Genomic DNA, 8009 nt, shown 5'->3' on the forward strand with positions numbered 1-8009 from the left:
ACGATGGGGGCTTTTCTCCAGGCCTTCGTTACGTCAATCTGATCCCGGGCGCAGACATTTCCTGGGTGATCAGCATGGTGATCACCGGCATCGCCTACCCATTGTGTTGTTCACGGCGGGCTAACTGGGCGGTGCAGCTTTAAATGTCATCGCCCTGGAAAAGCTGCTGCTGCCAGTGCAACAGTTGGGTCAGCGTGACTGGCGCAGCGTCAGCAATGGCCTCGCGATCTTCCAAGGCAATTTCTCGGGCGCGCTGCAACGATTCGGTGCTGAGGCGCTGCAGGCTTTGCCGCAGCGCCTGTTGTATTTGCGCCAGCTCGCCAGCGCCAATGTGCGCCAGCTCATGGCGCATCTGCAGTAAGAATTCGTCGGTTAACTGCCGCAGCGGTTCAACGTTGAACGTCGGGGATTGCAGGGCGAACAGCATGCCCTCGGTATCGGCACAGCGGTGGAAGGCGCATTGCACCACGTAACCCACGTTGCGATCCACGCGCAACCGCTGAAAATAACGCGGGGCGTAAAGCTGAGCCAGCACGCGCAGCGCCCAACGGCCTTCGGCTTCGCCGTTCTGCAGCGGGTAAAACTGCAGTAAGGCGCTTTCGGGGCCGCTTTCCGTCAGCGTGACGGGGCGATGATGGTGAGGTGTCGGCAGCGGCGGCTCAGCGGCCACGGAATAGGGGAAACCGTACAGCAGGTGCGACAGCTGCCGTTTTAACTCGCCATCGCCGCCGATCAAGGTGGCATGCCATTGCGCCGCTGCGGTTGGCGCGCTGAGCGCCGCCGGCAATTGGGCTAACAGACGGCGAATGGCGATATCGTTTTGCTCTTTCCGCTGCGTATGGCGCAGGTTTCTCGCCGCCTCGTTGAGAACGGCCGGCGACAACACCGCCAGCGCCCGGTTTACGACGCTCAGCCCATGGCAGATCAGCGCGTGGCTGCCCGCCAACTGCAGCAGCCACACGCCCTGGTGGCGTTCGAAGCTTAAATGTCCCTCCTGATGCGCCAGTTCGGCCGCCCCGGCGCGCAGCGCCGCCTGTATACCGCAGGCCTGTTCATCGCTGAAGGGGCTGGACGGCGCCGGCCGCAGCAACAGCACCGGCTGCGCTTCGCCAGGGAGCAGATGCCGCAGCGGCGCCAGGCCGGAAGGCAAGGTCGGACTCGGCAGCGCCGCCGCGGCGGTGAAAAAGCGAAAAGGTTCCGTTGCGAGCGTCAGCGCGGCGCCAACGAAGGGGCCAAGCGCCAGCGGCAACCCTTGAATTTCACGGGGTTCGCCGCCGCCATCGGGCCGCACGGCCAGGCGGCGGCGCGGCGCGCTAATCAGCGCCGCAATATGCCGTGGCCAATCGTCGTTCGGCTCCGCCGGCGGCAACCCAAACGCTCTGGCGCGCAGCTGATCGAGCGGCGCCAAACGGTGGAAATCGCGATTGGCCAGCCGCTCGTAATGCGCAAGCTGAGCCGGTGCCAGCACCTGCAGCGCCTGCAGCCACGCCAACAACGCGCTTTCGATGTGGGCAGCTTCAGCAGCTGAACCGTGATTGACGGTAAAGATAAAACTCAGCAGCGCGTTGTTCTCGCTGCAGCGCGAATAATCGAGCCGAACCGCATCGCACCACGCCTGAGCGCGCAGCCGGGCCAGCAGCCCGCCGGGGGCTTCGTCCAGCAGCAGGCGCTCCAGCCGCCGCAGCCAACCGCGCGCATGGGAACACGGCAGGGCAAACACCAGTCTCAGCTGCGGCGTGCCGGGAAGAGACAGGGTGTAATCTTTCGCAGCGGTCAGCGGCGGTGAGGCTTTGTGCGGTATGGCGCTGCCCGATGGCAAGCGGCTGCCGTAACGCTGGGCCAGCGCATGCAGCTGCGCCAGCGATTGTGGGCCTTGCAGCCACAGCGTCAGGTTTGGCGCGCGAAAATAGCGCCGGTGAAACTGCCGCAGCGCCTGCTGCAGGGCGGAAATGTCGCTGCCGAAAGCGGCACGGCTGCCGATATGAAAGCGGTGCATGGCGTCCAGGCCGGTGAACATCTGCCGCTGTGCGGCTTCGCAGCGGGTTTCCACCTCGGCGCGCAGCAGGCGATATTCAGCGTCGATGACCTCAATCTCCTGTGCGATCGCCTCGGCCGCCAGCTGTGGGGCGGCGAGCATATCGCTCAGCCGCGCCAGCCCCTGCGCCAAATGATCGGCGCCCACCTCGAAGAAAAACGCGGTTTGCGTGGCCTGGGTGGTGGCATTCAGTCGGCCGCCGACCGACGGTACCCAGCCCATCAAACTATCTTGCGCGCTGAAGTTCTCGCTGCCGCGAAACAACATATGCTCCAGCAGATGCGCCAGGCCCGGCCAGGCGGTGGGCGCCTGAAAACTGCCCGCTTCAATGCGCACCAGCGCGGCGGCGCTAGCGGCGGCAGGATCGCTTATCGCCTTGACGGCCAAACCGTTGTCGAGCTGCCAGGAGGCGCCGGCGAGTGCCATCGTCAACCCTTGAAAATCAGACGGGAGTTGGTTTGATTGCGAAAACGCAGCTGATCGATACCGATCTGCGAACGGTTCGCCGCTTCCCGCGCCGCCAGAATGGTGCCGTGGTGCGGCGATTTGCCGCATACCGGGTCAGCGTTGTCGGCGTTGCCGGTCAGCATGAACGCCTGACAACGGCAGCCGCCGTAGTCTTGCTCTTTCTCCGAGCAGGAACGGCAGGGCTCCGGCATCCAGTTATAGCCGCGATAGCGGTTAAAACCGAACGAGTGGTACCAGATATGCTGCAGATCGTGCTCCAGCACCGACGGGAAGGCGATCGGCAACTGACGGGCGCTGTGACAGGGTAACGCCATGCCTTCCGGCGTTACGCTCATGAAGATCGCCCCCCAGCCGCCCATGCAGCCTTTGGGGCGCTCCTCGTAGTAGTCCGGCGTGACGAACAGCAGGTTGGCCAGCTTGCCCTCGGCGGCCATGCGTTCGCGATAGTGTTTTACCACCGCTTCCGCGTCGGCGATCTGCTCGCGGGTCGGCAGCAGGCCCTCGCGGTTGAGGTGCGCCCAGCCGTAGAACTGGCAGGTCGCCAGCTCGACGTCGTCGGCGTCCAGCTGGATCGCCAGTTCGATAATACGGTCGATCTGGCCGATATTATGGCGATGCAACACGAAGTTGAGCACCATCGGATAGCCGAGCGCCTTGACCGCCTTGGCCATGGCCAGCTTCTGCTGAAACGCCTTGGCGGAACCCGCCAGCGCGGCGTTCAGCGTTTCGTCGCTGGCCTGAAAACTGATCTGGATATGGTCCAGCCCGGCGTCGGCGAAGGTCTGCAGCTTCTTCTCGGTCAGGCCGATGCCGGAAGTGATCAGGTTGGTGTAAAAGCCGAGATCGCGCGCGGCGGCGATCAGCTCGGGCAGGTCTTTACGCACCAGCGGCTCGCCGCCGGAAAAACCGAGCTGCACGCTGCCCATCGCCCGCGCCTGGCGAAACACCTCAATCCACTGCGCGGTGGTCAGCTCTTTTTCCTGCGCGGCAAAATCGAGCGGGTTGGAGCAATAGGGGCACTGCAGCGGGCAGCGGTAGGTCAGCTCCGCCAGCAGCCAGAGCGGCGGGTTCACCGCCGGCGCGCGTGCTTCAGTCACGGAAGGTCACCCATTTTTGTTCGTAGGCGCGCTGGAAAAATTCCAGCACGTCATCCGCCAACCCCTCGGCGCCGGGAAAGCGGGCGTTCAGCTGCGCGATGATGCCGTTCAGCGTGGTGTGGCCGTCGACCAGCTGCAAGATGGCGGCGGCGCTGTCGTTCAGCTTGGCCATGCCTTCCGGGTAGAGGATCACGTGGCTGTTTTGCACTTGCTCCCATTGCAGGCGATAGCCGCGGCGGAAGACGGGGGTATGTTCAGGGTTCAGCGTCATTACACCAGCCTCTGGTTGTGCCATACCCGCGCGGCGGTCACGCTGTGATAAGGCGGGCGGTTCAGGGTATAGGCCATGCTCATGGCGTCCAGCATGCTCCACAGAATATCCAGTTTGAACTGCAGGATCTCCAGCATGCGCTGCTGCTTTTCAACGGTGTCGCAATAGTCCAGCGCCAACGCCAGGCCGTGTTCCACATCGCGGTTGGCCTGGCCGAGGCGGCTGCGGAAATAGTCGTAGCCGGCGGCGTCAATCCACGGATAGTGCTGCGGCCAGCTGTCGAGGCGCGACTGGTGGATTTGCGGCGCGAACAGTTCGGTCAGCGAGCTGCAGGCCGCTTCTTGCCAGCAGGCGCGGCGCGCGAAATTGACGTAGGCGTCGACCGCAAAGCGCACGCCCGGTAGCACCAACTCTTCAGAGAGCAGGGCGTCGCGCTGCAGCCCGACGGCTTCGCCCAGGCGCAGCCAGGCTTCAATGCCGCCTTCGCTGCCGCCGTAGCCATCGTGATCCAGGATGCGCTGCACCCATTTGCGGCGGGTTTCCGGCTGTGGGCAGTTAGCCATGATCGCCGCGTCTTTGATCGGAATGCTGGTCTGGTAGTAGAACCGGTTGGCCACCCAGCCCTGGATCTGCTCGCGGGTTGCTTCGCCGTTGTGCATCGCGATGTGGTACGGGTGGTGGATATGGTAATAAGCGCCTTTGGCGCGCAGCGCCGCTTCAAATGCCGGCGGAGTCAGGGGCAGTGGTTGCGTCATGGCGGTTCCCTACAGTTCGATATTCATGCCGTCCCAGCTCACTTCAATGCCGGCGGCGGTCAGACTTTGCCGCTCTGCCGAGTCTTCATTGAGGATTGGGTTGGTATTGTTAATGTGGATCAGGATTTTGCGCCTGGCGGGCAAGGTGGCGAGCAGGGCCGCCAGCCCGTGTTCTTCCGCCAGCGCCAGATGCCCCATGTCCTTGCCGGTATTGCGGCCCACGCCGGCGTTGGCCAGCTCGTTGTCGCGCCACAGCGTGCCGTCGATCAGCAGGCAGTCCGCGCGGCGCAGCCACGGCATCAGCGCCTCGTCCGGCTCACCCAGGCCCGGTGCGTACAGCAGCCCGACCCCGCGCGCGGTATCTTCGATAAACAGCGCCACGTTGTGGCCCGGCAGCGGGCGATCGCGGTACGGCGAATAGGGCGGCGCGTTGCTGAGTAGCGGAATGGCGGTAAAGCGCACAGTCGGGCAGACCGCCGTGCGGAACGGCTCCCCGGGCGTCACCGGGTGGTGAATCAGCCCGCCGTGCCAGTGGGAGAGCATGGGAAACACCGGGAAGCCGGTGCTGAGATCGTCATGCACTTCAGGCGTGCACCAGACGTGATGCGGGCAGCCCTCGCGCAAATTGAGCAAGCCCGCGCTGTGATCGATCTGGCTGTCGGTCAACACGATCGCGCCGATACCGGTGCCGCGCAGCACATCGGGATTATTCAATTCGGGCGAGGCCAGCAGCTGATGGCAAATGTCCGGGGAAACGTTGCACAGTACCCAGTTTTTACCGTCGTCGCTGACGGCAATGGAAGACTGGGTGCGGCGCTTGGCGTTGATGCTGCGGTCGCGAACGCCCCGGCAGTTGTCGCAGTTGCAATTCCACTGGGGAAAGCCGCCGCCTGCTGCTGAGCCGAGAACTTTTATCTGCATGTCTAAACCAGAAAGAGAGGGAAAGAAATGCCCGCGCGAAAGGCGGGCAGACGGGCGATTAACGGTTGGAAATGTACAGCGTCACTTCCAGACCCAGACGCAGGTCAACAAACTCAGGTTTAGTCCAGGTAGTCATAGCGGTGCTCCTTAGCATGCATCGTAATAGTTCGAACCCAATGAGAAACGTTCGCATTCGGCCGGCCCAATGTTGACGAAATGTGACGGAGATCGCAACCTTTAAAGCGTAACCGGGTTATTCGCCCCAGGTGGTGGCGAGCACGTTCAGCCAGTTGCGCCAGGTCAGCTTCTCCAGCAGCCGGTTATCGAACCCGGCCTGTGCCAGCGCTTGCGTCAGCAGCGGCAGGCCGCCGACATCCGCCAACGGGTGCGGTACGTTGACCCCGTCAAAATCAGAGCCAAATCCCACGCGATCTTCACCAAGTTTAGCGATCAAATACTCAACGTGTTTAACAATTTCTGTTAAGCCGGTTGTTGCACTGTCACGTTTGCCGTCCGCACGCAGGAAGGCGGTACCGAAATTGACGCCGACCATCCCGCCGCTCTGAGCGATGGCGTCCAGCTGTGCGTCGGTCAGGTTACGCGGTTGCGGGCAGAGGGCGTGGGCGTTGGAGTGGGTGGCGACCAGCGGCGCGCGGCTCAGCGCGGCGGTTTGCCAGAAGGTTTTCTCGTTCATGTGCGAGACGTCTATCATGATGCGGCGGCGGTTGCAGGCGCGGACCAGCGCCTCGCCGGCCGGCGTCAGGCCGGGGCCGGTATCGGGTGAGCCGGGGAACGGCCCGCTGACGCCGGTGCCGAAGGCGTTCGGCAGATTCCAGAATGGCCCGATGCTGCGCACGCCCAGCCGGTAGAAGGCCTCCAGCTGCGTCAGCTCCGCATCGATCATACCGGCGCCTTCAATATGCAGCACCGCGGCGATTTGTCGGTTAAGTCGACACTGTTCTATCTCGGTGGCGGTGCGACAGATGCGCAGCTGCCCCTGAGAAGCTTGCTCCAGCTGCTGCAGGATGGCGATTTGCCGTTCGGCGATCGCCAGCGGATCGAAGGTGGCCTGCGCCTCGTCCTGCGTTTGGTGGCGCATCTGGGCGATATAGCTGAGCGGGGGAATAAATACCGCGAACAGTCCGCCGAAAAATCCGCCGCGCCGCATGCGGGCGAAATCGAGGTGGCCCGGCGTGACGCGGGAATAGAAGGCGGTGGCCGGATCGTCGTCATGCTGCAGCCACAGGTTGAGCAGCAGGTCGTTATGGCCGTCGAACACCGGCCAGAGAGGGGGAAGTGTCATGGGCGCTTCACTGAGTCAGGCATCGTGAACGCTATGTTCTCCCATCGCGCGAGGGGGAACAACCCTCAGGCTATGGGGGCTTTGCCGTCGGCTGGATCACTCGCCTTCAGCAGGGCAAAATTTAGTGACATTGTCACTCTGTGCGAAGCGGTTCTTGCACGCGTTGGCGGCAGACCGTCAGCAGTAGCTGGCGCAGCCAGCGGTGATCGGCCTCGGCGTCCAAGCGCGGATGCCACATTTGCGACACGGTGATGGGCGGCGTTTTCACCGGCAGCTCGAAGACGCGCAGCGGGCCGCCCGCCGGTTGCGCATGCAGGAACGAGGCGGGCAGCAACGCCAGCAGGTTCGAGGCTTGCGCCACCGCCAGCGCCGCCGGAAAGCTCGGCACCACGGCGGCGATATGGCGTGCCAGCCCCAGCTCCGCCAGCGCGGCGTCTACCGGCCCGAGGATGCGCCCGCTGCGCGAGGCCACCACGTGGCCGCAGGCGGCGTAGTCGGCGGCGCCGATCTCCGGCTGCTGCGCCAGCGGGTGTGAGGTTCTCATCACGCCGACGAAGCGATCGCGGAACAGCGCCTGCAGGCGGATTTCCGGGCCCATGTCACCCAGCACGCCAATCTCCAGATCAACCAGCCCTTCACGCAGGGGGCGGTCGCTTTTCTCCGGCTTGGGCGCAAAGCGCAGTCGCACACGCGGCGCCTGTTCGGCCGCGGCGGCGATCAGCGCCGGGCCGAAGGCTTCGACGAAGCCGTCGTTAGCGCGCAGCGTAAAGGTCCGATCCAGCACGGCGGGATCCAATGCCCCCTGCGCCGGGCGCAACACCGCGCGCGCTTCGAACGCTGCGTGCCGCGCCCGTTCGCGCAGCGTTTCGGCATAGGGTGTCAGCACCATATGGCGGCCGGCGCGCACCAGCAGGGGATCGCCGGTGGCCGCGCGCAGCCGGCTGAGGGTGCGGCTCATCGCCGAAGCGCTTAAACCGAGACGCCGTGCGGCGCCGACGACGCTGCCCGCCGTCAGCAGCGCGTCGAGTGCGATCAACAGGTTGAAATCCGGATCGGTCATGCGTGGGTGTCCTGTTGTGCTGGAAATGGGGGAAGGCGTTTGCTGCAGTATATCAGCGTAAACGCTGCGTCTCCTGCGATTGATGGGCAGTAAAAGACC

8 protein-coding genes are annotated in these 8009 nt (G+C 64.1%); all 8 read right to left on the reverse strand.

Translation table 11 applies throughout. From position 1 onward, the window contains the following. Positions 1 to 139: 139 nt before the first annotated feature. A complete protein-coding gene (gene pqqF / locus HMPREF3138_RS08340) occupies positions 140 to 2461 on the reverse strand; it encodes a pyrroloquinoline quinone biosynthesis protein PqqF (RefSeq protein ID WP_038873050.1) in 2322 nt (773 codons plus the stop codon). 2 nt (positions 2462 to 2463) lie between these two features. Then, a complete protein-coding gene (gene pqqE / locus HMPREF3138_RS08345; protein WP_038873052.1) occupies positions 2464 to 3600 on the reverse strand; it encodes a pyrroloquinoline quinone biosynthesis protein PqqE in 1137 nt (378 codons plus the stop codon). After that, positions 3593 to 3871, reverse strand: coding sequence for a pyrroloquinoline quinone biosynthesis peptide chaperone PqqD (gene pqqD / locus HMPREF3138_RS08350; RefSeq protein WP_016927749.1), 279 nt, complete (start codon positions 3869 to 3871; stop codon positions 3593 to 3595). Before pqqD ends, pqqE begins: the two co-directional genes overlap by 8 nt. Next, complete coding sequence (gene pqqC / locus HMPREF3138_RS08355; protein ID WP_033634535.1) at positions 3871 to 4626, reverse strand: pyrroloquinoline-quinone synthase PqqC; 756 nt, start codon at positions 4624 to 4626, stop codon at positions 3871 to 3873. Before pqqC ends, pqqD begins: the two co-directional genes overlap by 1 nt. Positions 4627 to 4635: 9 nt before the next feature. Further along, positions 4636 to 5547 (reverse strand): pyrroloquinoline quinone biosynthesis protein PqqB, encoded by a 912-nt coding sequence (gene pqqB, locus HMPREF3138_RS08360; RefSeq protein ID WP_038873055.1) that lies wholly within the window; start codon positions 5545 to 5547, stop codon positions 4636 to 4638. 58 nt (positions 5548 to 5605) lie between these two features. Beyond that, positions 5606 to 5683 carry a pyrroloquinoline quinone precursor peptide PqqA gene (gene pqqA / locus HMPREF3138_RS25275; protein WP_004937827.1) on the reverse strand — a complete coding sequence of 26 codons (78 nt, stop codon included), beginning with the start codon at positions 5681 to 5683 and terminating at the stop codon, positions 5606 to 5608. 117 nt (positions 5684 to 5800) lie between these two features. Next, complete coding sequence (locus HMPREF3138_RS08365) at positions 5801 to 6850, reverse strand: dipeptidase (RefSeq protein ID WP_038873057.1); 1050 nt, start codon at positions 6848 to 6850, stop codon at positions 5801 to 5803. A gap of 133 nt (positions 6851 to 6983) precedes the next feature. Next, positions 6984 to 7910, reverse strand: coding sequence for a LysR family transcriptional regulator (locus HMPREF3138_RS08370; protein ID WP_038873060.1), 927 nt, complete (start codon positions 7908 to 7910; stop codon positions 6984 to 6986). Positions 7911 to 8009 lie beyond the last annotated feature (99 nt).

The sequence above is a fragment of the Serratia sp. HMSC15F11 genome (genome assembly GCF_001808215.1).
In the GTDB taxonomy this organism is placed as follows: domain Bacteria; phylum Pseudomonadota; class Gammaproteobacteria; order Enterobacterales; family Enterobacteriaceae; genus Serratia; species Serratia nevei.